We start from the raw sequence: 22,681 nt of genomic DNA on the forward strand, positions 1-22,681 counted from the left end.
CACTGACACAGGCCCGCCTGCACGCATACGGCGGTTAAAGCTATGCTTTTCGCGCCGCGTCAACGACGGATGACAAATCTCGACCTCTTCCGGCTTTGCTGGGCGCAAGCCAAGCCCTCCCGTCACGGCGCAGCTTTGTGAACGTCGTCGGGCGATTTTCGTTCAGCGCCGCCGGAAGGCGAAAGACCTATCTCAGATAGTCCAGCAGGGAGACCTGCCGCAGCTGGCTGATCACCTGGGCCGACGCCTGCAGGGCGATCTGGGCCATCTCCAGTTCGACCACCGCCTCGGCCATGTTGGCGTCGGTCTTGCCGGCCAGGATGGTGTCCACGGAGATCTTCCGCGTCTCCTGGGATTCCAGCAGGCGATCCACGCGGTTCTGCATCCCGCCGTTGGCGGCCTGCAGCTCCACCATGCCCTTGGCCGCCGCTTCGAAGCGGCCCATCTGCGTGGTCAGGAAAGCCTTCTGGGCGTCCGTCATCTGCCCCTCCAGCGGCGCCGCCTCATGCGCCAGCTGGATGTCGCGGAAGATGGCGAACAGCTCCGTTCCCATGGCGTCCGCCAGGAAGCCCGTGTCCATCGATACGTTCTCGTCCAGCCAGGACGACTGCTTCAGTTGATCGTTGCGGAAGGCCGCCCCTTCGTCAGGCAGGGCCGCCAGCTTGGCCATCATAGTCGCGCCCGGCTGGCCGGGAATCTCGGGCAAGTCCACCGGCGCGCGGTCGATGACGCCGCCGCCGAACAGATACTTGCCCTGATGCTTCATGTTCAGCCCGTCCTGGGCCTCGGCGAACAGGCTTTCCAGCGAGCCCATCAGCGCATCCATCCGCCCGGCGGCGATGGCGTCGGCGATCGCCTGGCGCGCGGCGGTCGCGGCGTCGGCGACGCGCTCCATGGCCAGGTCCTGGGTCTCCAGCCGGGCGGCGACGGCCTTGTTGGTGTCGATGAAGGTCTGAATGCGGGTCTGGCTGGACTTCAGCGCGCTGACCGTCTCCGAACCGCGCCCGAAGCCCACCAGATCGGTGGCGTTCTTCTGCGTGTTGACCTTCTTCTGGGCGGCGTCGGCCCGCGACTGGGCCGACATCAGATCCAGCAGGGCCGACTGATAGTTTCCGTAGGTCGAAACGCGGGTCATCGCACCATTCCCAGCAGGATGTCGTACATGTCCTTGGCGGCCTGAACCATGCGGGCGGAAGCGTTAAAGGCTTGCTGATAGGTGGTCATCAGCACCAGCTCCTCGTCCAGGTTGACGCCTTCGACGGAGACGCGGCGCGCCGTCGCCTCCTTGGCCAGGGCCGTGGCGCTGGCGGCGTTATTCTTGGCCATGGCGGCCCGGCTGCCGATCTCGCCTGACATTTCCGACGCATAGCGCGACAGCGACATGGAGCCGCCCGCCGCCCCGCCGGCCGCCGAGAAGGAGGCCGCGTTCTCGCCGGCGCTCGCTAACAGCCGCGCCCCGCGCGCGTCGTTCTTGCTGACCACGGCCGCGCCGACCCCGGCTGCAGAATCGGCCTGGGCGAAGGCCATGAGGGCCGGGTCGCGCGCGATATCGGCCCTGATCGAGAAGGCGTCCGCCCGCGAGGCGCGCGCGCCGCCCAGGCCGAACAGCGCGCTCATCGACACGCCCGACGGAACCTGGGTCGTGCGGTCCTGCAGCACCGACAGGGTCGCGCCCGATCCGGGGCGCGGCGTGAACGTCATCTCGCCCGCCGCGCTGAGGCTGAACGTCCCCATCCGCCCGGCGCCCGTCATCGGATCGTTGAGCGCGGCCAGCAGGCTGGTCATGTCGCCGCCGGCCGGGACCACCACCTCGATGTCCCGCAGCTTGGCGCCCGCCGCATCGCTGAAGCGGAAGGTGATGGCGTCGCCCGGCGTGAAGCCGTGCTGCGACGCCCCCGTCATGCCGGTTTCATAGATCGTCGGCTGCTCGCTGGCGATCAGGTCGTTCAGGCCGAAGAAGTGCGAGAAGCCCCGTCCGCCCTTGTTCGAGGGCGCGGCCGGATCGTCGACCACCACCACGCCCGTGCCGGCCGCGCCTTCGATCTTCAGCCGTCCGTCGACGAAGCTGGCGCTGCCGTTGGCGCCCAGCTGGGCGTTCAGATCGGCCAGGAAGGTCGCCGGGTTCAACGTCGCCAGGTCCAGATCGACTTTCTGCACGACGACGCCCTGGCCGTCGGTGATGACGATGGAGGTCCGGCCGGTGAAGCCCTGCAAGGCGGTCTCCAGCGACTGCCCCACGTTGCGGCCGGTCAAACTGTTCGGCGGCGGCGCGGCCGAGGAGGCGTTGTGAGCCCGGTTCAGTTCGTCGGCCAGGCGCGACATCAGTTCGGCCAGACGCTCCGCCGTCGCCGGGGCCTCGCCGTCGCGCAGTTCCAGCAGGCCCTTGATCTCGCCCGAGCTCAGCCCCTCGGCCAGGGAGCGCGCCTTTCCGGCGGGCGGCTCGATGACCATGACCTCATTGAACACCGTCTCGGCCGAGACGGCGCCGGCGCGCACATAGTCCAGCTTGGCCGCCCCCTGCCCCGCCAGCAGGATGCCGGCGCCGGTGCGGATCTCCACCCCGCCGACGGCCCGGCCGGTGATCCGCACATCCATCAGGGTGGACAACTGGTCGATCAGGGCCGCCTGGGCCGTCTGGGCGCCCGAGGAGTCGGCGTTGACCACCGTGGCCTTGGCGATCTCGACGTTCAGCTTCTCGATCTGCTCCAGCAGGCTGTTGGCCGTTTCCACCGCGCTCTTGATGCGGGCGTCGGCGTCTTCGCGCACAGACTGGATCTGGGCGTTGATGCGGGCGGCTTCGTCGAACAGGCCCTGCGTCTTCCAGATGGCCTCCTGGCGCGCAGGGCCGGACGTCGCGTCCTGAGCCGAGGCCGCGAAGGCGGCGAAGACGCTGTCGATCTGCGAGAAGAAGCCGCTGTTCGCGCCGGGATCGCCGAACATCGACTGGATGCGGTCATACAGCTCATAGCGCACCGTCTGGCGCCCGGCGTCGGCGCTGGCGTTCAGGCTGGCGGCCTGCAGGAAGCGATCGGTGGCCAGGCGGATGCGGGCGATCTCCACCCCCGCCCCGACGCCCTGGCTGGCCCAGGACTGCTGATCCGCGATCTTGCGGACATAGCCGGGCGTGTTGACGTTGGAGACGTTGTCCGAGACCACCCGCAGCTGCGTCTGGGCCGCGTTCATGCCCGAGGTGGCGATGTTCATGATCGAATTGAGGGACATCAGACGCCTCCCACGCCCAGACGCACGCGCCCGCTCGGCAAGCCTTGCAGGCGAGCGTGCAGATCTTGCCCGGCGAATTGAGCAGGTCTTCTGACCATCTCTTTGATTTTCCTCGACATCGGCGTTCAGCCCCTGTGCATTCGAAGACAGAGGAGGCAAGCGGCGGGCCAAATCCGCAGGCGCCGCCCGCGCCCGGCAAAAAGCGACAGGCGCGGCAAGAAGCGCCCGGCTTCACACGTCGGCGCCCACGGCGAGAAATCTATAAATATCTATATAATTCAGTATTTTGAATTGAACACCTGCGCTTGGCCCGGCGTTTGCGGAGGCTCTGCCGAATGACCCAGGCGCAGCAGGCGCCGCCCTCACCGACCGAAAGCGCCTGCCGTCCGCATGTCCGCCGTCAGCCTCCTGTCCGTTCTGACGCCCGCCGCCCCCGCCGGCGCGAGCCTCGACGCCTCCGCCGTGGCGGCGACGGACAGCGCCGTCTTCGCAGGCCTGATGCTCAAGGAGGACGCGCCGACGGCCGCCCCGACCGCTCGAACGGCTGAAGGTCTCGAGATCATCGTCGCCGCCGAGCCCGCCAGGGACGACGCCGCCGTCGCCCCGGCCCCGCCCGTCTGGTTTGCGCCTCCGCCGACGCCGCAACCGGAGCCGCTCGAGCCCGCCGCCGCCCCCTCTTCGCCCGCGCCTGAGACGAACGCCGCCCCGGCCGTCGCCGAATTGGCGGCGGAGCCTCCCGCCGTCGGCGCGACGACGCCCGCCCCGCAGGCCGATCATGAGGTCGCAGAACCAGTCCCGACCTTCGACCGTCTCGCACAAGCCGGCGCCCCGACCGATCTCTCCGGAACCGCTCCCTCGGCCGAGGCCGTCGCTCCGCCCGCGCCTTCCGCAACCCTCGTCACGGCCGCAGATGCGGCCAAGGCCGCCGCTATCGCCGCGCCCGTCGTCCCCCTCAAGGCGGCGATGCCGGCCGCGCCTGCGGAGACGGACGCTCCGTCTGAGGCCTCGGCCGCTGGCGGCGAGAGCGGGGACGACGCCCCGGCGCCCCCGCGACCGACGCCGCCCGCCCTTCCGGCTCAGACGACCGTCCTGCAGACCCTGACCGGCGTCCGATCGGGCGCGGGCGAGCGCCTGGCCTCGGCCAGGGACGCGCTTCAGGCGGCGATGGCGGCGACGGATGGAGCCGAAACCTCCGCCTCCGCCCGCCTCGCTCCATCCGACGCGCCCACCGACGCCGACACCGCATCAGCGTCCGCCGCCCGCCCGACCGTCGCTCCAGCGCCCGTCGTGGCGGTTTCCGCGTCTTCGCCGGCTGCTCCGTCTCCTGAGGCCGATCCCGCCGCCGCGCCCCTGCCCCCTGCGGAGGCCCCCGCGCCCCAGGCGCCGGGCGCGCACCGCGACCTGGGCCTGTCCCAGCTGTCGCGCGCCACGGTCGAGACCACGGCCCAGATCGCCGCCCAGATCATCCGAAAACTGGACGGCCGCTCGACCCGCTTCGACATGGCCCTGACGCCCGAGGGCCTGGGCCGGGTCGACGTCAGCCTGGAGATCGAATCCGACGGCCAGGTCACGGCCCGCCTGGCCTTCGACAATCCGGCGGCGGCGGCCGACCTGCGCGCCCGCGCCGACGAACTGCGCCGTCAGCTTCTGGATGCGGGCCTGCAGGTGTCGCCCGACGATCTGGAGTTCGCCGAGCGCGACCCGTCCTCCGGCTTCGGCGACGGCGCCTTTGAACGCCAGCCTGACCGTCGCGCCTTCGCCGGCGCGGCCCGCCTGGCCGCCGAGGCAGACGCCGCCGTTCCGCCGCCGGGCGCATGGACATCCCTTTCCCTGACGCCTGATCGCGTCGATCTGAAGGTCTGACGATGGTTGACGCCGTCTCCACCAACAACGCCGCAGGCCGGGTGAACGCCGGGGGCCAGATGCTGGCCTCCAACTTCCAGACCTTCCTGTCGCTGCTGACCACCCAGCTGAGGAACCAGGACCCGCTGTCGCCGGTCGATTCCAACGAATTCACCGCCCAGCTGACCCAGATGGCGGGCGTCGAGCAGCAGCTTCTGACCAACGATCTGCTGACCAGCCTGCTGAGGGCCCAGCAGGGCGACGGCCTGACCGGCGCCTCGCAGTATATCGGCAAGGACGCCACCGCCGTCTGGTCCGCCACCCGCTTCGAGGACGGCGAGGCCAACTGGAGCTATGAGCTGGCCGCCGACGCGACCGACGTCACGCTTCAGGTGCTGGACGCCTCGGGCAAGGTGGTCTGGAGCGGCCCTGCTTCCGACAAGACCAACGGCATGCACGACTTCAAGTGGGACGGAGCCACGACCGGCGGCGGTCAGGTGGACGACGGCGGCGTCTATACGCTGAAGGTCCTCGCCAAGGACGGCGCGGGCAAGGACGTTGACAGCCAGGTGCTGATCCGCGGCCGCGTCACCGGCGTCGAGATGTACGACAACACCCCCTTCGTCATCATCGGCAAGTCGATCATGCCGGTGTCCAGCCTGATCGCGCTGGAAGAGCAGAAGGTCGCCGCCCAGCCCGATCCCGAAGAGGACGCCGGCGCGCTCAGCGCCCTCGCCTCGAAACTCAATCCTCTCAATCTTCTTTCGTAAGGAACCCCAGTCATGAGCATCAACGGCGCCATGATGGCCGGCGTGTCCGGTCTGACCGCCAACGCCGCGGCCCTTTCGACGATCTCGCAGAACATCGCCAACGTGAACACCGTCGGCTACAAGCGCGCGTCGACCGAGTTCTCGACCGTCGTCAACGCCCAGACGGCCGGCGCAAGCTACTCCGCCGGCGGCGTCCAGGCCGCCGCTCGCCACTTCATCAGCCAGGCGGGTCAGCTTCAGCGCACCACCTCGGGCACCGACCTGGCCATCGCCGGCCAGGGCTTCTTCGTCGTCACCGAGAAGTCCGAGAACCTGACCCTTTCGGACGCGCGCCTGTTCACCCGCGCCGGGGCCTTCAAGATCGACGACCTGGGCTACCTGCAGAACACCTCGGGCCTGTATCTGCAAGGCTGGCCGGTCGACGCCGACGGCGTGGTCAACAGCGACCCGTCGGACATGAGCCGCCTGCGCACCATCAACGTCGGCTCGGTCGGCGGCGCGGCCGAACCCACGACCCGCGTCGGCCTGAACGCCAACCTGAAGTCCAGCCAGCCCGTCAATGAAGCCGCCCAGACGCCCCCGCCGGCCGGCGTCACGGCCTATGACCCCGCCGCCAACTCCATGTCCATGTACGCCAACGACCCTGCGACGGGCGTGAAGCCGGACTTCGAGATCACCATTCCCGTGTCCGACTCCAAGGGCGGGCAGCGCAACATCACCGTCTCCTTCCTGAAGAGCGCCGACGCCAACGAGTGGTACGCCGAGATCCGCGCGCCCGCCGACATGGTCACCAATACGGACGGCCTGCTGAAGTCGGGACGCATCGCCTTCACCCAGGACGGCCGCCTCGACGTGGCCAAGATGCAGGGTTGGGCGGCCGGAACCGGCCTGTTCGACGACCCGACCAACGCCAGCCTGTCGCTGGGCTCGTCGGACGGCGCGACCGCGGGCGCTGACGGCGCCTGGGCCGCCGACCTGGGCATTGCGGCCCAGACCATCGCCTTCGACCTGAACGCCTCGGCGGGCGGCCTGACGCAGTACGACAGCACCTCCATCGTCCAGGCCACCTATACGAACGGCACCGCCTTCGGAAACCTGACCGAGGTGAAGATCGACGAGGCGGGCTTCGTCACCGCCATCTTCGACAACGGCGTCATGCGCAAGATCGCCCAGGTCGCCCTGGCCACCTTCCCCAGCGCCGACAGCCTGACCGAGGTGTCGGGCAACGCCTTCCGTGTCAGCCAGAACTCAGGCACCTTCAACCTGAAGGCCCCCGGCACCGGCGGCGCGGGCCTGCTGGGCGCCCAGCAGCTGGAAGCCTCGACCGTCGACCTTTCGACCGAGTTCACCGGCCTGATCACCACCCAGCGCGCCTATTCGGCCTCGTCCAAGATCATCACCACCGCCGACGAGATGCTGGCGGAGCTGATCAACATCAAGCGCTGATCGGCCAACAGGACTCCATGAGCAAGGTCTCGTTAGACTCGATGAATCCTTCCTTTAGCCGGCGCAGAAGGCGCCGGACCGGCCGGATGCGTCTTAGCCATTCCTTCACCACGACGCTTAAAAGCCTTTTAGCGGGCGGGGGCCTAGCCTGCGCGTCTATGGTGGTGGTGAGAGAGGCTTAAGCCCATGCTGCAAGAGCGACGCCTTAACAGTAACGGCGAACAGTACGTGGTCGGCCCGACGGGTACGCCCCTGACCCTGCGGGATCTTCCGCCCTCGGACACGAACCGCTGGGTCATCCGCCGCAAGGCCGAGGTCGTGGCCGCCGTGCGCGGCGGGCTGATCAGCCTGGAGGACGCCCTGGAGAAGTACCGTCTGACGGCCGAGGAGTTCATGGCCTGGCAGAAGGCCATCGACAAATGGGGCATGCAGGGTCTGCGCACCACGCGCATCCAGAGCTACCGCGACTAGGCTTTTCGCCTGAACGCATGATCACGGCCGCTCCAGAACGGGGCGGTCTTTTTCATTGGGCCCGCCTTCGTTTCGAGCCAGGCCTCGAAATCGCGCGCATCAGGGCCTAAATGGCGGCGATGACCATGGACGCCCTCACCGACGACATCCTCTGCCCCGTTCCCGACATCGCCCCCATGTCGCAAGCCGACCTGGACGCCGCGATCGAGAGCGTGCGACAGGCCGTCGGCCTGCCGCAGGGCGCGCGCGTGGTCGCCGCCATGTCCGGCGGGGTGGATTCCACCGTCGTCGCCGCCCTGCTGCACAAGGCGGGCTATGACGTCGTCGGCGTGACGCTTCAACTCTACGACCACGGCGAGGCGCTGAAGAAGAAAGGCGCCTGCTGCGCCGGTCAGGACATTCACGACGCCCGTCTGGCCGCCGACCTGATCGGCATTCCGCACTACGTCCTCGACTATGAAAACCGCTTCAAGGACGCGGTGATCGACCAGTTCGCGGACTCCTATCTGAAGGGCCAGACGCCGGTCCCCTGCATCCGCTGCAATCAGACGGTGAAGTTCCGCGACCTGCTGGACGTGGCTCGGGACCTAGGCGCCGAGGCCATGGCCACCGGCCACTATGTCCGCCGCGCGACGCACGGCAACCGCTCGCAGATGCGCAAGGCGGTCGATCACTCGCGCGACCAGTCCTACTTCCTGTTCGCCACGACGCAGGATCAGCTCGACTATCTGCGTTTCCCGCTCGCCGATCTGGAAAAGCCCCAGGTGCGGGGCGTCGCCGCATCGCTGGGCCTGCGCATCGCCGCCAAGCCGGACAGCCAGGACATCTGTTTCGTGCCGACCGGCGACTATCGCACCTTGATCGACCGCCTGCGGCCACAGGGGCGTGAGGCGGGCGAGATCGTTCACATGGACGGCCGGGTTCTGGGCCGCCATTCGGGCATCACCGACTACACCATCGGCCAGCGCCGGGGGCTGAACGTCGCCGTTGGCGAGCCCCTGTTCGTGGTCAAGCTGGAGCCCGACCATCGCCGCGTCATCGTCGGCCCGCGCGAAGCCCTGCTGACCGCCCGCCTGACGCTGGAGGAAACCAACTGGCTGGGCGATCAGGCCACGATCGAGGAAGCCGCCCGCGACGGCGCTCCGGTCCTGGCCCGCGTCCGCTCGACCCGCCAGCCCTCCCCCGCCCGCCTCGCTTTCATCGATGACGCCGTTCAGGTGGTCTTCGATCAGGGCGAGGAAGGCGTTGCACCCGGTCAGGCCTGCGTCCTTTACGATCCGGCCGACGACGAACGGGTCCTGGGCGGCGGCTTCATCCAGTCGACCGAAGCCGTGGCGGTCTAACCCCCATCGTCACCCTCGGGGGCTGTCCCGAGGGTGACGGTTCCGATGGGCCGCGTAGACCCGCAGGCAGTTGCCGTCCGGGTCGCGCGCCACGAAGCCGTGGCCGCCGTCCATGTCCGTCGGCGGCAGGACGATGCGCGCGCCCCGGTCCCACCAGTCGATGTGCAGTTCATCCACCACGCCGGGCGCCTCCATGCGCAGGTCCGCCTGGGTTCCGCCTCGACCGCGCCATAGGCTGAGTCTCCGCCCCGGCGCCAGCAGGAAAACGGCATGGTCCGGCCCCGCCTCGACCGGTCGTCGGCCCAGCAGCCCGGCGTAGAAACGCGCGCTGGCGTCCGGATCGGCCACGTTCAGCACAATGTCGTCGCTCATGGTCAAGGTCCCTCCGCCTGAACAGAAGGAGAACCTAGCCGGACCTGCCGCCAGTTTCTGTCAGCATCATCGCGGCGGCCCCTGACGGTCGCAGGCCTCGTGCCAGCGCTTCAGGAGCACGGCCTTGCGCGTGGGATAGCGGGTCTCCAGCACCTCGACCTCGACGATGCGGTCGGTGCGGAAGCTGCGGAAGTCGCCGCGCAGTTCGCACCAGCCGATCAGCAGCCGCACCCGGTCGAAGAAGGCCAGGGCGAAGGGCCAGACGACCCGGTCCGACGCCGCCCCCGCCTCGTCGCGATAGCTCAGCCTCAGCTTGCGCTCGATGCGGATCGCCTTGCGTAAATGGGCCGGATCGACCGCATCGGCCGGGATCGGCGCGCCCGGCCCGATGAACAGGGCTGAGGCCTCCATCTCATCACGCAGATCCGGCGGCAGCACCGCCGCGATCCGCGCCTGGGCGCTCAACGCCGCATCGCGCAATCGCGCATCCGCCCGCTCGGCCACCCAGCGCGAGCCCAGGGCCAGGGCCTCGATCTCTTCCGGCGTGAACATCAGCGGCGGCAGCAGATAGCCGGGCTTCAGCACATAGCCCACGCCCGGCTCGCCTTCGATCGTCGCGCCCTGCGCCTGCAGGCTGGCGATGTCGCGATAGAGGGTGCGCAGGGAAACGCCCGTCTCCTCCGCCAGCGCGCGGCCGCTGACGGGCCGACGATGGCGCCGCAGGGTGTTGAGAAGATCAAGAAGACGTTCGGAGCGCGACACCCCGCAAGCTTAACAGACTTGCTGTCAGAAAGCGGCAGCATCGGTCGGACAGGGACGCTCTTGCTCCCGCCCCGCCTGAGCGGACATGATGGATTCCCAACGGGAGAACGCCCTTGCGCGGCATCGACTTCAGCTCATGGCAGAGCCTGTTCGCCACCTTGCTGGGCTTGGCCCTGGTCACGCTGATCGGGATGGGCATACGGCTGATGATGATGTTCGCCATCCAGCAGCGGCGCGAACGGATGAACCGCCAGATCAACGAGCGCCTGCGCACTCTGATCGCCGCCTATAAGGTGCTGGGCGGATCCTTCACCGGCGATCTGAGCGTCGATCCTCGCCACATGCGCGACATCCGGCGCGGCGGCGCCGGCGACGACGACGCCGCTCACGCACGCTCGGACCGCGCCCGCCGCATCCGCGATGCGGTTGAATCGGCCCTGTCCGACATCATCCTGCTGGGGACGGAAGACCAGGTGCGCCTGGCCGAACAGGCCGCGCGCGACCTCGTCGCCGGACGGCCGGTGCGCACCCACGCCCTGGTCGTCTCCCTGCGAGACTTCATCCGCAAGGCTCTGGACCTCACCCCCGTCCCGCGCGGCCTCGACATTCCGCCGCAAGGTCCGGCCCGCCCGTCAGGAAGCAAGAGCGGCCGCGACGACGCCAAGGGCGGCGGCTCCGGCGGCGGAGGGGGCGGCATGGGCATGGGGATGGGGATGGGCGGGTCGGACGACGTCTCGCAGCACAAGACAGGCTGATCGGCCATCCCGCCAGCCTGCGCCGGCGCAGACCCTCAGGCCGCTTCGTCCTTGGTCGGCATGACCTCGCCGACCGTCGGGCGGTTCTCGGTGAAGACCACCTCCACCTCGCGCGGGCGAACCATCTCATTGCAGCAGCCGCAGGCGATACGCGGCTTCAGGTCATGGCCGCAGGTCTTGTGGCGCAGGACGATGCCCGACGGTTCGTCGCCATAGACGTGCTTCTCGCCCCAGGCGTGCAGGGTGACCAGGACGCCGTACAGATCCTTGCCCTTGGCGGTCAGCACATATTCGTTGCGCGGCGGGCGTTCGGAATAGGGGCGCGGCTCCAGCACGCCGTGATGCACCAGGGATTTCAGGCGCGCGGCCAGGACGTTGCGCGCGACGCCCAACCGCTCCTGCCACTGCTCGAAGCGACGGACGCCGTTGAAGGCGTCGCGGATGACCAGCATGGTCCACGGATCACCGATCACCTCGAGGGTGGCGGCGACCGAGCAGCTCTGGCGCGAATAGTCGGCGGTGCGTCCCATGACCGGAAAGTGACCTCGCGTCAGGCTTTTGACAAGGGTTGCCAATCGCGACGGAGTAAGTCAGTTTCTATTTGCAACGGACATGGCCGCTCCCCGGCCGTTTCCTTCCCTCGACTCGGAGGCGGCGCCGTCGCAGGTTCCGCCTCCGCTTTTCGATGAGAGCCATGACTGAACCCGAGTTGATCCACGCCGCCTTCCGCCTGACGCCCGAGGACGATGGGACCTTGGCCGCCCATCTGTCGGGCGAATTCTCCAACGGCCCGATCAGCGCCCCGCCCGAGGCGGGCTTTCCCTTCGGCGGGCTGCTGGCGGCCCTGTGCGCCGGGGCCATGCGCCAGGGGCTGGGGATCGAGGCGCCGCTGCGCAGTCTGACGGTCCAGTATCTGGCCGCCGCGCGCTATGGTCAGTCCCTGCACTTCCGGCCCCGGATGCTGCGCGGCGGCCGCAACGTCGCCTATGCCGTGGTCGAAGGCGGCCAAGGCTCGAAGCTGACCCACCACGCCAGCGCCACCTACGGCCCCGACGGCGCGACGCCTGTCCCGTTGACGCCCTTGCTGGCGCCACCGCCCTCGCTGGACAGCCTGAAGGATGCGCCGGGCATCAGCGGCCCGATGGCGCCGCGCTTCTCTCAGCACGTCGACTATCGCTTCGACGGCGGCCCCAACATCCTGGGCGGCAATGAGGGCAAGCCGGTCGTCGAGCGGGTCTGGATGCGGGTGAGGGACGGCGCGGCGCTGGACGAACTGCGGATGTGCTACCTGCTGGACGCCCTGTATCCGCCCGCCTGGACGGCCTTCAAGGCGCCGCCGATGATGACGACGGTGGACCTGCGCTGCGACTTCCTGGCCGATCCGACGCCGGTCAGCGCGCCCGACGGCTGGGCCTTCTTCGAATATCGCCTCCTCGACCACGGCCTGGGCTGGTCGGTGGACGAAGCGATCGCCTGGGGCGCGGACGGCCGCCCGCTGGCCCTGGCCCGCCAGCGCCGCAAGCTGCTGTGAGGCGCCGCTTGCCAGCGGGCCTTCGCCTCCCCTAATCCCCCTCGAAACGATTCAATCACGGAAACGCCTGTCATGACCGCCGCTGCTGATCCCGTCGTCATCTGCTCCTTCGCCCGCACCCCGATGGGCGGCTTCCAGGGCGCGCTGTCGCCGGTCAAGGCCACCGATCTGGGCGCCGCCGCCGTCAAGGCCGCCGTCGAGCGCGCGGGCGTCGCGCCTGAAAAGGTCGAGCAGATCTTCATGGGCTGCGTCCTGCCCGCCGGTCTGGGCCAGGCCCCCGCGCGTCAGGCCGCCATCGGCGCCGGCCTGGGCAAGCACGTCGAGGCGACGACGGTGAACAAGATGTGCGGCTCAGGCCTGCAATCGGCCATGATGGCGCACGACGCCCTGCTGGCGGGCACGGCTGACGTCATCGTTGCGGGCGGCATGGAGTCGATGACCGGCGCCCCCTATCTGATGAACAAGCACCGCGGCGGCGCCCGCATCGGCCACGACGTCATCGTCGACTCCATGATGATGGACGGGCTGGAGGACGCCTATTCCCCCGGCAAGGCCATGGGCGTCTTCGCCGAAGACGCGGCCGCCCAGTATCAGTTCACCCGCGAGGCGATGGACGAATACGCCATCGAAAGCCTGAACCGCGCCAAGGCGGCCATCGCCTCGGGCGCCTTCAAGGCCGAGATCGTTCCGGTCGAGGTCGCCACCCGCAAAGGCCCGGTCACGGTCAGCGAGGACGAACAGCCTGGCAAGGCCGATCCGGCCAAGATCCCGACGCTGAAGCCCGCCTTCGTCAAGGACGGCGCGATCACCGCCGCCAACTCCAGCTCCATCTCGGACGGCGCGGCCGCCATGGTCATGACGCGCGAAAGCACGGCCAAGGCGCTGGGCCTGCCCATCGTCGCCCGCGTAGTCAGCCACGCCGCCCACGCCCACGAACCGGGCCTGTTCACCACCGCCCCCGTCCCCGCCATGCAGAAGGCGCTGAAGAAGGCCGGCTGGTCGGTCGAGGACGTGGACCTGTGGGAGGTCAACGAAGCCTTCGCCGTCGTCGCCATGATCGCCCAGAAGGAACTGGGCATCGACCGCGCCAAGCTGAACGTCAACGGCGGCGCCACGGCCCTTGGCCACCCCATCGGCGCTTCGGGCGCGCGCATCCTGTCGACCCTGCTGGCGGCGCTTCAGGCGCGCGGCGGCAAGAAGGGCGTGGCCTCGCTGTGCATCGGCGGCGGCGAGGCCGTGGCCATGGCGGTGGAACTCGTCTGAGCCTGCGGCGTTGTCGGCGGCCTAGCTTACTGACTACGGAGACCTCCCCCTTGAAACTCCCCGCCCTGCTCGCCGCCGGCGTCGCCGCCCTCAGCCTGACCGCCTGCGCCACCGCCCAGGCCGAAGGCGCCATGACCCAGGCTGACTCCGTGACCGGCCAGGCCGGTTCCGCTGACCTCAAGGCCTTCCCGGCCGCGACGGCGGGCCAGACCCGCCACGTCATCAACCTGCCCGCCCAGTCGGACGAGGACGCGCTGAAGGTCGAGCTGATCCTGGGCAAGACCCAGACGGTCGACTGCAACCGCCAGTTCTTCGGCGGCCGTCTTGAAACCCGCACCGCCGAGGGCTGGGGCTACGACTACTATGTCCTGCCCGCCCTAGGGAACGCGGCCAGCACCCTGATGGGCTGCCCTCCGGGCTCGGAGCGCGAAGCCTTCGTGACGACGCAGGAGCAGCCGCTGATCCGCTACAACTCGCGCCTGCCGGTGGTGGTCTACACGCCGTCGGACGTCGAGGTGCGCTATCGCGTGTGGCGTGCGGGCGAGACCCAGACGGCGCGCTGATCGCCGCCGTTCATTGAAATCAGACGCGGGCGTCGGTCGGATTCGATCGGCGCCCGTTCTGTATCAGGCCCACGTCTTCCATCCGCATCCCGCTGCATCAGCGAGGCCAGGGAGGCGCATCCGGCGCTCAGGACGATCATGGGCCGACTCCTGCATTTGCGAACCATTTGCAGGTTTGCGCAGAGTCGGCCGTCGTGCAAGCGTCCGTCTCCATTTCTCTCGGAGAGTCGCCATGCGCGAAGACGGCAAGCTGGATTATCTCGAACTGCCCGCGACGGATCTGGCGGCGCACAAGGCCTTCTACGCCCAGGCGTTCGGCTGGAGCTTCCAGGACTACGGACCCGCCTATGCGGCGTTCAGCGAAGGCCTGGACGGCGGCTTCACCCCCGACGCCATGACGCCCAGGCCCCTGCCCATCCTCTACGCCCACGATCTGGAGGCCATGCAGGCCAGGGTCGAGGCGGCGGGCGGCGCGATCACCCACGCCATCTTCGCCTTCCCCGGCGGGCGGCGCTTCCACTTCCGCGACCCGTCCGGCAACGAACTGGCCGTCTGGTCCGAAAAGTAAGGCCCTACTTCGGGTCCACGGTCTGGGCGATGCGCTCGGCCTCGTCGCGGTCGGCGCCGTCCTGGGCCATTAGCCAGACGTGGATCTCGGCCGGCTCGGCCGAACGCTGGAACAGGTGCTCCATGGCGATGCGACGCTGGCCTTCGGTCGTCACCACCGAGACGCGGCCGCCGACCGTCACCTGTTCCCCGTCATAGATCGGAAATTGCGAGGAAGGCCCAGCGTAGATCATCAGATAGGTCTTGCCCGCCTTGCGCGCCGAATAGACGTGAGCGCCCGGCGCCGCCCGTCCCTCGACCAGTTGGAAGCCCGGCGGCAGGTCGATGCGGAACGGCAGGGCCGCCCGCTCGGCCGCGCTCAGGCCCTGAGGCGCGGGCGCGGGGGCGGGCTGCGGCGAGCGCACCGGCGCCGCAGAGGGCGGAGCGGACGGCGTGCGCGGGGCGGCCTGCGGCTGCGTCGTCGGCCTCGGCGATTGAGGCTGGGGGGTCGGCGGGGGAACTGCGGATGACGGCGTCGGCGAGGCCGGCGTCGGCGAAGCGGGCGCGCCGTTCAGGCGGCGGGTCAAGTCGTCGATCCGCGCCCGTTCGGCCGGGTCCTGGCGCGCGGCCGCAGGCGGGGATGCGGCAGGCGCAGGCGTCGATCTTGACGGCGAAGCTTGAGGCGCGGCCTGGGCTGTCGGCGGCGCGGCTCTCTCGGGCGCGGCTCTCTGGGGCGCGGGCGGCGCGCCGTTCAACCGACGCGTCAGATCCTCGATGCGGGCGCGCTCCTCCGGGTCCTGCTGGGCGGATGCGGGCGTCGCCGCCGCAGCCAGCGGAGCGACAAGCGACAGGGCGACGATCACGGTTTTCATGGCGTCGACATTGGCGGCGAGGGCCGCGCCGGGTCAAGCGGCCATCTCGCCCTTCACGATCAGGCGCCGGGCAGCTCCACCCAGAAGGTCGCGCCCTGGCCCGACGCCGAGTTCACGCCGATCTCGCCGCCTTGCAGCTCCACCAGCCGCTTGGCCAGGGTCAGGCCGACGCCGTGCCCCTCGATGGCCGAACGCTCCAGCCCCAGGCGATTGAAGGGCTCGAACAACTGGGCCTGCTTCTCGGCCGACAGCCCCGGCCCGCGATCGACGACCTCGATGCGCACGCGGTCGCCGCTCCAGGCAGCGCGCAGGACGACCAGGCCGCCCGCCGCTCCATACTTGACGGCGTTGTTCGCCAGATTGCCCACCACCTGGGTCAGGCGCTGGGAATCGGCCCGCGCCACCAGGTGATCGCCGGCGGCCACGACGTCGATCTTCACCGCCGCCGCCTCAGGATTCAGCAGCAGGCTGCGGCGCACGTCCTCCAGCACCCCGGTGACGTCGGTGGGCCTCAGATCGACCTTGACCGCCCCCGCCTCGGCCCGCGCCACGTCGAGCAGATCATGGGTCAGGGCCTCGACCTGGCGGGCCGTCTTGACCAGCATCTGCGCCATCTCGACCTGGTTGGGCGTCGTCGCGCCCAGGTGCCCGCCGGCCCACAGTTCGCCGATGCCGATGACGCCGCCGATCGGGCTCTTGATCTCATGAGCCACATTGGCCAGCAGGCGCGACTTGGCCGCCGAGGCGCGTTCGGCCCGCAGCCGGCCCTCGCGAGCCCGCTCGGTCAGGCGGTCGCGCTCCTCCAGCAGGGCGGCGACCATGACGATGGGCATATAGCCCAGCAGCACCAGAAGCTGGCCCAGCATCGCCCGCTGCTCGGGTGCGAAGGCGTGATAGGGGCCGTTCCCGGCCATGGTGCCGCCGATGGCCATGATCGAAACGATCACCAGGGCCCAGGCGATGCCGACCACGCGGAAGCGCACCGCCATCAGCACCAGCAGCGGCAGCAGCAGAAACCCATAGGGCAGGCTCAACTGCGAGAAGATGGCGTAGCAGGCCCCGAGGATCAGAGCGCTGAGCGCCACGCCCTCGGCCAGACGCGCGGGCTGGCGCAGAATATCCAGATGCTTCCGGCGCAGGGTCAGGCCGAACACGCCCAGGACAGCGAAGCCCAGGGCGTGCCCGCTCCACCAGATCCGCAGCGAATCCAGCAGATCCACGCCGATCATCATGTGCAGAGCGACGGCGCTGAACACGGCGGAAGGCAACGGCGCTATGGCGCAGACCGTCAGGAACCGCGCCAATCCTTCGACGCTGTCGACGTGCAGTCCCGTCACCAGCCGTCGTGTCAGGACCACCGCCAGGGCGATCTCCAACAGGTTGGCCACGGTGAAAAGCAGGGCCAGGGTCGGCCCATTGCCGCTCAGGAACTCGCCCGCCAGGACTCCCGCGGCGATCAGCACGGCGAAGCCGCAATCATAGGCGGCTCCCCGACCGCCGCGCAGCCACAGGGCCATCGCCAGGCCGCCGGCGCCCCAGAGGGCCGCGACCACGCCATTGGCCCGGGCGAAGCTGATCGCCAGAACCACGAGGATCGTCACCCCCACGGCGGTCAGGATCGGCAGCAGAGGCTGTCGAAAGAAGGCGGCGTTCGCCTGCGACGACGGGGGCGCGACGGGTGCCTGGCCCGACGGCTCTACGACGGTTTCATTCCTTTCGAGCGCGCGGCTCATCGTCATGATCGGGTCCACGATGCGACACTGGCCTCGCACCCTGCCCCAGCTTCCTAAACATCCTCTGAAGTCAGGCGACGGTCGCCGAAGCCGCCGCGAGGGCCGCGTCGAAGGCCCGCATGGCGGCCGCCGGCCCCTGCGGATGCGCCCAGACCCCGGCGCTGACGGCCACGAAGTCCGCGCCCGCCGCCGCCAGTCCGCCCGCGTTCTCGGCCGTGACGCCGCCGATGGCGACGCAGGGAACCTCCATCGTCTCCTGCCAGATGGTCAGGATCTCGAGCTCGGCGTGATGGACCACTTCCTTGGTCGCCGTCGGGAAGAAGGCGCCGAAGGCGACATAGTCCGCCCCGCCCTCGGCCGCCTCCATCGCCAGGTGGCGGCTGTCGTGGCAGGTGACGCCGATCATGGCGTCCTCGCCCATGATGCGACGCGCCTCGGCCAGGGAGGCGTCCTCCTGGCCCACATGCACGCCGTCGCAGCCCGTGGCGCGCGCCAGATCGGGGCGGTCGTTCAGGATCAGAGCCACGTCGTGCGCCTGGCAGATCGGCTTCAGCCGGGCGACGGCGGCCCGGATCTCCTCGTCCGAGGCCTCCTTCAGGCGGATCTGCAGGGCGGCGCAGTCGCCAGACGCCAGGGCGGTCTCCAGATCGGCGGCGAAAGCGTCCAGATCCGGGATGGCGGCCGGAGTGATCAGGTACAGCCTGCAAGGCGGACGGGCGGGAATTTGCGGTTGACGAGCCATGGCCGAGCCCTGCCCGTCGGCGTCGGCGCCGTCAATGTCGCATGTGCATGCGAATGATTTGCACCCGCCTTAATAAGTGCTATAGCGAGCCATTCTCAGTGTTCCGGGTGCCTCGCCTTGTACGTCTGCAACTGTAACGGTCTTCGCCAGCGTGACGTCGCCCTCGCCATCGAGGCGGGCGCCAGCCGCCCGAAGGACATCTTCGCCAGCCACCAGTGCGCGCCCCAGTGCGCCAAATGCGTGTGCGAGATGCGCCAGATGATCCAGGAAACCCAGACCGCCTTCGCCATCGCCGCCGAATAGACGGTTTTGAAAGCGGATTTCACTCGCATTATCAATGCAGTGATAAAAACTCGCAAATAATCAGCGGCTGCAAAGCCGTGATATGAAGGTCGTCACGGGCGGTCAGGAGGCTCGGCCTTGCGTCGAGGCCGTCTCCGCCGCCGCTTTTTGAAGGACGACGACCATGAAGGGCGATCCCGCGATCATCCGCACCCTCAATGCGGTGCTGACCAACGAACTGACGGCGGTGAACCAGTACTTCCTGCACGCCCGCATGTTCGAGAGCTGGGGCCTGGCCCACCTCGGCAACGTCATCTACGAGGAATCGATCGGCGAGATGAAGCACGCCGACATGCTGATCAAGCGCATCCTGTTTCTGGACGGCCTGCCCAATCTGCAGGACCTGCACAAGCTGAAGGTCGGCGAGGACCCGATCGAATGCCTGGGCGCCGACCTGCAGCTGGAGATCGACAGCCGCGCCACGACCCGCGACGCCGTCACCCAATGCGAGGAAGCCCGCGACTACGTCAGCCGCGACCTGCTGATGAAGATCCTGGCCGACACCGAGGAGCACGTCGACTTCCTCGAGAACCAACACAGCCTGATCCAACTGATGGGCGCCCAGAATTATCTGCAGTCGGCGATGAAGGAAATCGTCACCGACGGCGCCGCCACGGGGAACTGATCCAAGGCCGGGCGCGGCCTCAGAAGGCGGGAACGTCCGCCGCGCCCGGTTGTTCTTGGCTGCATGAGCAGCATGGACGACGCCCTCGACGCCGCCCGCGACCACGCGGCGGACTTCCTCAACGCCGAAGGCCGCGATTGGCGCCACGTCGCCCTGGGCGCGGCGCTGACCGTCGGCTTCGCCCTGGCGGCGACGGCCGTGGCGACCCGCGCCGTTCCTCCGCAGACACGCGGCCTGACCGGCGCCCGAAAACGCGAGGGTCCGATCACCGAGCGGCCGCGCGGACCGTTCAGCCTGATTCTTCCCGCCGTCTTCTCCGCCACCACCCTGTCGGCCCTGCGCGTGTGGAACGCGCCCGCAAGGCCCGGACGCAACGCCGCCATGGGCCTGTGGGCCGTCGCCCAGACGGTCAACGCCGTCTGGCTGGCCGCGCGGCCCACCGGACGGTGGACCCAGATTCTGGCCGCCATGTCGTCGGCGGGTCTGGCCGCCGCCTTCGCCCATGAAGCGCGCAAACTTGACCCCGGCGCGGGCAAGCTGGCCGCCCCGACGGGCATGGGCGTGCGCCTGGCCAATCAGGCGGAACGCGGTCTGGACGACGCAGTCTGAATCCGCGAGTCGCCGAGCAGCGCCATTGCCCTTTTTCGGCTTATCCTCTAGGGCTCCCGGCGATTTGGCGCGCCACGCCCTGGCGGTCGGCGCCTGCCGCCCCCCAGCAACGAGCCCTACGGTTCTCATGAAAATCAACGCCAACACCATCAAGCCCGGCATGGTCCTGCAACACAACGGCGGCCTGTGGGTCGTCACCAAGGCCAGCCACGTCAAGCCCGGCAAGGGCGGCGCCTTCGCCAACGTCGAGGCCAAGAACCTCGAAACCGGCAACAAGCTGAACGAACGCTTCCGCTCGGAAGACAAGGTCGAGCGCGTCACGCTGGAACAGCGCGACTACTCCTATCTGTTCGACAACGGCGAAACCCTCGTCTTCATGGACGACGAGTCCTATGAGCAGATCGAACTGCAAAAGGGCTGGGTCGGCGAAGACCGCATCCCCTACCTGCAGGAAGGCATGAAGGTCATCATCGAGTCGCACGAAGAGCGTCCGATCGGCCTGGAACTGCCGGAACAGGTCGTTCTGGAAGTCGTCGAGACCGAGCCGACCGTGAAGGGCCAGACCGCCTCGTCGTCCTACAAGCCCGCCAAGGCGTCGAACGGCATCCGCGTCATGATCCCGCCCTTCATGTCGACGGGCGAGAAAATCATCGTCGACACCTCGACCGGCGAATACGTCCGCCGCGCGGACTAACAAACGCCGTCATTCCCGGCCAAGGCCGGGCGCTGTAAAGACTACAGGGGCGCGGATGGTCCGCGCCCCTTTTGCTTCTCCGTCCATCCGGGCCGCAGGCCTTTCGAGGATCGACGGATCAGGAGAACCGCCTATGGCCCTCGCTTCCGCCCTGCTCCAGGTCATGATGGACGCCGTCCGCAAGACCGCCCGCCCGATGCTCCGGGATTTCGGCGAGGTGTCGCAGCTCCAGGTGTCTCGCAAGGGCCCCGGCGACTTCGTCACCGCCGCCGACGTCAAGGCCGAGCAGACCCTGTTCGAGCTGCTGCTGAAGGCCCGCCCCGGCTACGGTTTCCTGGGCGAGGAACGCGGCATGGTCGAGGGCACCGACAAGACCCACACCTGGATCGTCGATCCGATCGACGGCACCACCAACTTCATGCACGCCATGCCCCACTTCGCCATCACGGTGGGTCTGGAGCGCAAGCATCCCGACGGCACGTCCGAGATCGTGGCCTGCGTCACCTACAACCCGGTCATGAACGAGATGTTCTGGGCCGAAAAGGGCAAGGGCTGCTACCTGAACGACATGCGCATCCGCATCGCCGGACGCGCCGACATGGCTGAGTGCTTGATCGCCACGGGCCTGCCCTTCATCGGCAAGACGGGCCACGGACAGGCCATCAAGGACATCCACGCCGTCGGCCAGCGCGTCGCAGGAATCCGTCGCCTGGGCGCGGCCTCGCTGGACTTCGCCTGGGTCGCGGCGGGCCGCTACGACGCCTATTTCGAGCGCAACCTGCAGCCGTGGGACGTGGCGGCGGGCATCCTGCTGGTCACCGAGGCCGGCGGCGTCGTCACCACCATCGACCAGGACGGCGACCCCATGAGCGGCAAGCAGATCGTCGCCGGCAACCCGGAAATCCAGGCCAAGCTGCGCAAGATCCTGCGCGAGGCGTAAGACATTGTCCCTCCCCTTCATGGGGAGGGGGGTTGAGCCCGAAAGGGCGAAACTGGGTGGGGGCGGCGCTTCGAAAGAGACGCCGCCTTTTCCATGTCAGGTTCCGCTCACCCCCGCGGAGGCGGGGATGAGCGGAAAGATAAGACCGAGCCGATCTTTCACGCCTTCGTCGCCAAGTCCCCCTACCCTTCGCGCATGATCGCCGCCATCCTGACCGCCGTCCTCCTGTCGTCGAGCCAACCGGCCATGTCCGCTCCCCCCGCCAAGCCGACCGTCATCGCCCATCGCGGCGCCTCGGGCGAGCGCCCTGAGCACACCCGCGCCGCCTATGATCTGGCCATCGAACAGGGCGCGGACTTCATCGAACCGGATCTGGTCATGACCCGCGACGGCCGTCTGGTCGTCCGCCACGAGAACGAGATCAGCGAGACCACCGACGTCGCCGACCGTCCGGAGTTCGCTGCGCGCCGCACCACCCGCGACGTGGACGGCGTTCCCATCACCGGCTGGTTCACCGAAGACTTCACCCTGGCTGAACTGAAGACCCTGCGCGCCCGCGAGCGCCTGCCCGCCCTGCGCCCCGCCTCGGCCGCCTTCGACGGCCAGGAGCCGATTTTGACCTTCGACGAAGTGGTCGAGATCGCCCGTGACGCCAGCGTCCGCACCGGCCGCGTCATCGGCGTCGCGCCCGAGCTGAAGCACCCCAGCCACTTCGCCGCCCTGAGCCTGCCGATGGAGGACGCCTTCGCCGCGGCGCTGGAGCGCCACAGCCTGACCGGCGCCGACGCCCCCATCCTGATCCAGTGCTTCGAGGTCGGGACTCTGGAGCGGCTGGCCGCGCGCATCGACGCCCCCCTGCTGCAACTGATGCAGGCGGGCGGCGGCCCCGCCGACCGGCCCGGCGTGACCTATGCGGAGATGGCGACGTCAGAGGGTCTGGCAGAGATCGCCCGCTATGCCGCCGCGATCGGAGTGCAGGATCTGATGGTCGTGCCGCGTGACGACGCGGGCCGGGCGCTGGACGCCTCGTCCCTCACGGCTGACGCCCATGCGGCGGGACTGAAGGTCGTGGTCTGGACCTTCCGGGCGGAGAACCTGTTCCTGCCCGCCCAATACCGCATCGGCGAAGCGCCGGCCGACCACGGCGATCTGGCGGGCTGGCTGAAGGCGGTCTACGCGCTGGGCGTCGACGCCGTGTTCAGCGATTTTCCCGCAGCGGCTGTAGACGCACGCTAACC

24 protein-coding genes are annotated in these 22,681 nt (G+C 68.9%); 16 read left to right on the forward strand and 8 right to left on the reverse strand.

Features of this window, described 5'->3' with window-relative positions; translation table 11 throughout:
- Window positions 1-187: 187 nt before the first annotated feature.
- Both ACWGL1_RS06490 and flgK read right to left on the reverse strand, forming a co-directional pair.
- Complete coding sequence (locus tag ACWGL1_RS06490; RefSeq protein WP_346521067.1) at window positions 188-1,135, reverse strand: flagellin; 948 nt, start codon at window positions 1,133-1,135, stop codon at window positions 188-190.
- Complete coding sequence (flgK, locus tag ACWGL1_RS06495; protein ID WP_452111534.1) at window positions 1,132-3,222, reverse strand: flagellar hook-associated protein FlgK; 2,091 nt, start codon at window positions 3,220-3,222, stop codon at window positions 1,132-1,134. Before flgK ends, ACWGL1_RS06490 begins: the two co-directional genes overlap by 4 nt.
- 390 nt (window positions 3,223-3,612) lie before the next feature.
- Here flgK and ACWGL1_RS06500 point away from each other — a divergent pair, with 390 nt between their 5' ends.
- The 5 genes from ACWGL1_RS06500 (at window position 3,613) to mnmA (ending at window position 9,094) form a co-directional block, all read left to right on the forward strand.
- Window positions 3,613-5,085 carry a flagellar hook-length control protein FliK gene (locus ACWGL1_RS06500; protein WP_452111535.1) on the forward strand — a complete coding sequence of 491 codons (1,473 nt, stop codon included), beginning with the start codon at window positions 3,613-3,615 and terminating at the stop codon, window positions 5,083-5,085.
- Window positions 5,086-5,087: 2 nt separating this feature from the next.
- Window positions 5,088-5,834, forward strand: a complete 747-nt coding sequence (locus tag ACWGL1_RS06505) for a flagellar hook assembly protein FlgD (protein WP_452111536.1) — start codon at window positions 5,088-5,090, stop codon at window positions 5,832-5,834.
- Between the two features lie 12 nt (window positions 5,835-5,846).
- Window positions 5,847-7,280 (forward strand): flagellar hook protein FlgE, encoded by a 1,434-nt coding sequence (flgE, locus tag ACWGL1_RS06510; protein WP_291776546.1) that lies wholly within the window; start codon window positions 5,847-5,849, stop codon window positions 7,278-7,280.
- A gap of 186 nt (window positions 7,281-7,466) precedes the next feature.
- A complete protein-coding gene (sciP, locus tag ACWGL1_RS06515; protein WP_024353268.1) occupies window positions 7,467-7,751 on the forward strand; it encodes a CtrA inhibitor SciP in 285 nt (94 codons plus the stop codon).
- A gap of 110 nt (window positions 7,752-7,861) precedes the next feature.
- Window positions 7,862-9,094, forward strand: coding sequence for a tRNA 2-thiouridine(34) synthase MnmA (gene mnmA / locus ACWGL1_RS06520; RefSeq protein WP_452111537.1), 1,233 nt, complete (start codon window positions 7,862-7,864; stop codon window positions 9,092-9,094).
- Between the two features lie 9 nt (window positions 9,095-9,103).
- Here mnmA and ACWGL1_RS06525 read toward each other — a convergent pair whose 3' ends face one another.
- Entirely contained in the window at window positions 9,104-9,466 is a 363-nt protein-coding gene (locus ACWGL1_RS06525; protein WP_338578252.1) for a VOC family protein, read from the reverse strand.
- 66 nt (window positions 9,467-9,532) lie between these two features.
- Complete coding sequence (locus ACWGL1_RS06530) at window positions 9,533-10,228, reverse strand: helix-turn-helix transcriptional regulator (protein WP_452111538.1); 696 nt, start codon at window positions 10,226-10,228, stop codon at window positions 9,533-9,535.
- A gap of 113 nt (window positions 10,229-10,341) precedes the next feature.
- On the opposite strand from ACWGL1_RS06530, the gene ACWGL1_RS06535 reads away from it, so the two are divergent.
- Window positions 10,342-10,983: a hypothetical protein gene (locus tag ACWGL1_RS06535; protein ID WP_452111539.1), complete on the forward strand. Its 642-nt coding sequence runs from the start codon at window positions 10,342-10,344 to the stop codon at window positions 10,981-10,983.
- Between the two features lie 35 nt (window positions 10,984-11,018).
- Here ACWGL1_RS06535 and ACWGL1_RS06540 read toward each other — a convergent pair whose 3' ends face one another.
- On the reverse strand, window positions 11,019-11,513 hold the full coding sequence (locus tag ACWGL1_RS06540; RefSeq protein ID WP_346487389.1) for a winged helix-turn-helix transcriptional regulator: 495 nt from the start codon (window positions 11,511-11,513) through the stop codon (window positions 11,019-11,021).
- A 164-nt stretch (window positions 11,514-11,677) separates the two neighbouring features.
- Here ACWGL1_RS06540 and ACWGL1_RS06545 point away from each other — a divergent pair, with 164 nt between their 5' ends.
- The 4 genes from ACWGL1_RS06545 to ACWGL1_RS06560 all read left to right on the forward strand — a co-directional run bounded on the left by ACWGL1_RS06545 (window position 11,678) and on the right by ACWGL1_RS06560 (window position 14,908).
- Complete coding sequence (locus ACWGL1_RS06545) at window positions 11,678-12,514, forward strand: acyl-CoA thioesterase (protein WP_452111540.1); 837 nt, start codon at window positions 11,678-11,680, stop codon at window positions 12,512-12,514.
- A gap of 72 nt (window positions 12,515-12,586) precedes the next feature.
- On the forward strand, window positions 12,587-13,777 hold the full coding sequence (locus tag ACWGL1_RS06550; protein ID WP_452111541.1) for a thiolase family protein: 1,191 nt from the start codon (window positions 12,587-12,589) through the stop codon (window positions 13,775-13,777).
- 50 nt (window positions 13,778-13,827) lie between these two features.
- Window positions 13,828-14,340, forward strand: coding sequence for a serine protease inhibitor ecotin (gene eco, locus ACWGL1_RS06555; RefSeq protein WP_286950251.1), 513 nt, complete (start codon window positions 13,828-13,830; stop codon window positions 14,338-14,340).
- Between the two features lie 232 nt (window positions 14,341-14,572).
- Window positions 14,573-14,908, forward strand: a complete 336-nt coding sequence (locus ACWGL1_RS06560; RefSeq protein ID WP_452111542.1) for a VOC family protein — start codon at window positions 14,573-14,575, stop codon at window positions 14,906-14,908.
- 4 nt (window positions 14,909-14,912) lie between these two features.
- Here ACWGL1_RS06560 and ACWGL1_RS06565 read toward each other — a convergent pair whose 3' ends face one another.
- The 3 genes from ACWGL1_RS06565 to thiE form a co-directional block, all read right to left on the reverse strand.
- The gene (locus ACWGL1_RS06565) at window positions 14,913-15,758 is read right to left on the reverse strand and encodes a hypothetical protein (protein ID WP_452111543.1); all 846 of its coding nucleotides are present in this window, start codon (window positions 15,756-15,758) and stop codon (window positions 14,913-14,915) included.
- 59 nt (window positions 15,759-15,817) lie between these two features.
- On the reverse strand, window positions 15,818-17,497 hold the full coding sequence (locus ACWGL1_RS06570) for an ATP-binding protein (RefSeq protein WP_452111544.1): 1,680 nt from the start codon (window positions 17,495-17,497) through the stop codon (window positions 15,818-15,820).
- Window positions 17,498-17,561: 64 nt separating this feature from the next.
- Window positions 17,562-18,233, reverse strand: coding sequence for a thiamine phosphate synthase (gene thiE / locus ACWGL1_RS06575; RefSeq protein ID WP_452111545.1), 672 nt, complete (start codon window positions 18,231-18,233; stop codon window positions 17,562-17,564).
- Window positions 18,234-18,350: 117 nt separating this feature from the next.
- Here thiE and ACWGL1_RS06580 point away from each other — a divergent pair, with 117 nt between their 5' ends.
- From ACWGL1_RS06580 to ACWGL1_RS06605, 6 genes are all read left to right on the forward strand, one after another.
- A complete protein-coding gene (locus tag ACWGL1_RS06580) occupies window positions 18,351-18,536 on the forward strand; it encodes a (2Fe-2S)-binding protein (RefSeq protein ID WP_291776575.1) in 186 nt (61 codons plus the stop codon).
- 163 nt (window positions 18,537-18,699) lie between these two features.
- Window positions 18,700-19,200: a bacterioferritin gene (gene bfr / locus ACWGL1_RS06585; RefSeq protein ID WP_291776578.1), complete on the forward strand. Its 501-nt coding sequence runs from the start codon at window positions 18,700-18,702 to the stop codon at window positions 19,198-19,200.
- A gap of 72 nt (window positions 19,201-19,272) precedes the next feature.
- Window positions 19,273-19,809 carry a TspO protein gene (locus ACWGL1_RS06590; RefSeq protein ID WP_291776580.1) on the forward strand — a complete coding sequence of 179 codons (537 nt, stop codon included), beginning with the start codon at window positions 19,273-19,275 and terminating at the stop codon, window positions 19,807-19,809.
- A 127-nt stretch (window positions 19,810-19,936) separates the two neighbouring features.
- The gene (gene efp, locus ACWGL1_RS06595; protein ID WP_200167699.1) at window positions 19,937-20,503 is read left to right on the forward strand and encodes an elongation factor P; all 567 of its coding nucleotides are present in this window, start codon (window positions 19,937-19,939) and stop codon (window positions 20,501-20,503) included.
- A 133-nt stretch (window positions 20,504-20,636) separates the two neighbouring features.
- A complete protein-coding gene (locus ACWGL1_RS06600) occupies window positions 20,637-21,443 on the forward strand; it encodes an inositol monophosphatase family protein (protein WP_452111546.1) in 807 nt (268 codons plus the stop codon).
- A 195-nt stretch (window positions 21,444-21,638) separates the two neighbouring features.
- Window positions 21,639-22,679, forward strand: a complete 1,041-nt coding sequence (locus ACWGL1_RS06605; protein ID WP_452111679.1) for a glycerophosphodiester phosphodiesterase — start codon at window positions 21,639-21,641, stop codon at window positions 22,677-22,679.
- Window positions 22,680-22,681 lie beyond the last annotated feature (2 nt).

The sequence above is a fragment of the Brevundimonas sp. NPDC055812 genome, from assembly GCF_053616535.1.

Excerpts from the sequence above, each read along its gene's own strand:
- ACWGL1_RS06540 (WP_346487389.1), bottom strand. The coding sequence starts at position 11,513 with ATGGGACGCACCGCCGACTATTCGCGCCAGAGCTGCTCGGTCGCCGCC.
- ACWGL1_RS06500 (WP_452111535.1), top strand. The coding sequence starts at position 3,613 with ATGTCCGCCGTCAGCCTCCTGTCCGTTCTGACGCCCGCCGCCCCCGCC.
- mnmA (WP_452111537.1), top strand. The coding sequence starts at position 7,862 with ATGGCGGCGATGACCATGGACGCCCTCACCGACGACATCCTCTGCCCC.
- ACWGL1_RS06545 (WP_452111540.1), top strand. The coding sequence starts at position 11,678 with ATGACTGAACCCGAGTTGATCCACGCCGCCTTCCGCCTGACGCCCGAG.
- efp (WP_200167699.1), top strand. The coding sequence starts at position 19,937 with ATGAAAATCAACGCCAACACCATCAAGCCCGGCATGGTCCTGCAACAC.
- ACWGL1_RS06525 (WP_338578252.1), bottom strand. The coding sequence starts at position 9,466 with ATGAGCGACGACATTGTGCTGAACGTGGCCGATCCGGACGCCAGCGCG.
- ACWGL1_RS06550 (WP_452111541.1), top strand. The coding sequence starts at position 12,587 with ATGACCGCCGCTGCTGATCCCGTCGTCATCTGCTCCTTCGCCCGCACC.
- ACWGL1_RS06565 (WP_452111543.1), bottom strand. The coding sequence starts at position 15,758 with ATGAAAACCGTGATCGTCGCCCTGTCGCTTGTCGCTCCGCTGGCTGCG.
- ACWGL1_RS06600 (WP_452111546.1), top strand. The coding sequence starts at position 20,637 with ATGGCCCTCGCTTCCGCCCTGCTCCAGGTCATGATGGACGCCGTCCGC.
- bfr (WP_291776578.1), top strand. The coding sequence starts at position 18,700 with ATGAAGGGCGATCCCGCGATCATCCGCACCCTCAATGCGGTGCTGACC.
- ACWGL1_RS06605 (WP_452111679.1), top strand. The coding sequence starts at position 21,639 with ATGATCGCCGCCATCCTGACCGCCGTCCTCCTGTCGTCGAGCCAACCG.
- flgK (WP_452111534.1), bottom strand. The coding sequence starts at position 3,222 with ATGTCCCTCAATTCGATCATGAACATCGCCACCTCGGGCATGAACGCG.
- ACWGL1_RS06590 (WP_291776580.1), top strand. The coding sequence starts at position 19,273 with ATGGACGACGCCCTCGACGCCGCCCGCGACCACGCGGCGGACTTCCTC.
- ACWGL1_RS06570 (WP_452111544.1), bottom strand. The coding sequence starts at position 17,497 with ATGACGATGAGCCGCGCGCTCGAAAGGAATGAAACCGTCGTAGAGCCG.
- ACWGL1_RS06490 (WP_346521067.1), bottom strand. The coding sequence starts at position 1,135 with ATGACCCGCGTTTCGACCTACGGAAACTATCAGTCGGCCCTGCTGGAT.
- ACWGL1_RS06560 (WP_452111542.1), top strand. The coding sequence starts at position 14,573 with ATGCGCGAAGACGGCAAGCTGGATTATCTCGAACTGCCCGCGACGGAT.
- ACWGL1_RS06505 (WP_452111536.1), top strand. The coding sequence starts at position 5,088 with ATGGTTGACGCCGTCTCCACCAACAACGCCGCAGGCCGGGTGAACGCC.
- thiE (WP_452111545.1), bottom strand. The coding sequence starts at position 18,233 with ATGGCTCGTCAACCGCAAATTCCCGCCCGTCCGCCTTGCAGGCTGTAC.
- sciP (WP_024353268.1), top strand. The coding sequence starts at position 7,467 with ATGCTGCAAGAGCGACGCCTTAACAGTAACGGCGAACAGTACGTGGTC.
- flgE (WP_291776546.1), top strand. The coding sequence starts at position 5,847 with ATGAGCATCAACGGCGCCATGATGGCCGGCGTGTCCGGTCTGACCGCC.